Genomic DNA, 899 nt, shown 5'->3' on the forward strand with positions numbered 1-899 from the left:
GGCAATACTGTCATTCAGACAGGTAATCTTGATAATACAGCCGGCCGCATTGCCGTCAATAGCGCCAATTTGACCTTAGATACAGCCACCTTGGCGAACAAAGACGGCAAGATCGAGCACGCGGGTAGTGGCATCTTGACGGTACAGGTGGGCGTGCTGGACAACAGCAAGGGCCGCATCACGTCCGCTGCCTCGGCAGATATGGTCAGCAAGGGCACCTTGAACAATACGGATGGTGTAATTGCCGCCACGCAAGAGTTACAAGTTGGCGGCATCAATGTCGACAACACGCGCGGCGTGTTGCAGGCAGACAATTTACGTCTGGATGCCGTTACCTTGCTGAACCAGCAGGGTACGGTCAGCGCCGGCACGGACCTGACGGCCAAAATCAGTGGTGACCTGAACAATGCCGGCCTGCTGTATGCGGGCCGCAATCAGCAATTGACGGTCGGCGGCGTGTTGAACAACACGGGGTCGATTGCCTCCGTCAACAACACGATAATTTCCGCTGGCAAGGTGACCAGCAGCGGCTTACTGGGTGCTGGCGTGAAAGCGGATGGCAGCCTGGGTACGGCAGGCGATCTCACCATCAACGCCGATGGCGTGCTGCAAGCGAGCGGCCAGAACCTGGCGGCAGGCAGTGCGGTGTTGACGGGGGACAATGTGGACCTGTCGGGTAGCCAGACAGGTGCGGCGCACATCGCCATCACGGCCCTTGCTGGCGATGTCATCACCAACAAGGCAGTCATCTCGGCCAGCAACGTGCTGGCGATCACGGCCAATGCAAATAACGCCCAGTCGCTGGTGAACAGCCAGGGCCAACTGGTGGGCGGTCAGTTGCAATTGAACGTGGCGAATCTGGACAACGCCAGCGGCGACATCGTGCAGACGGGCGCGGG

General features: G+C 59.3%; 1 protein-coding gene. It reads left to right on the forward strand.

Translation table 11 applies throughout. The annotated features are described in order from the left end of the window. Nucleotides 1-90 precede the first annotated feature (90 nt). The coding region (locus IGS61_RS27715; protein ID WP_230542501.1) for a hypothetical protein at nucleotides 91-899 on the forward strand (809 nt) is incomplete at its 3' end.

The sequence above is a fragment of the Janthinobacterium sp. FW305-129 genome (assembly GCF_020858115.1).
Lineage (GTDB): Bacteria > Pseudomonadota > Gammaproteobacteria > Burkholderiales > Burkholderiaceae_D > Janthinobacterium.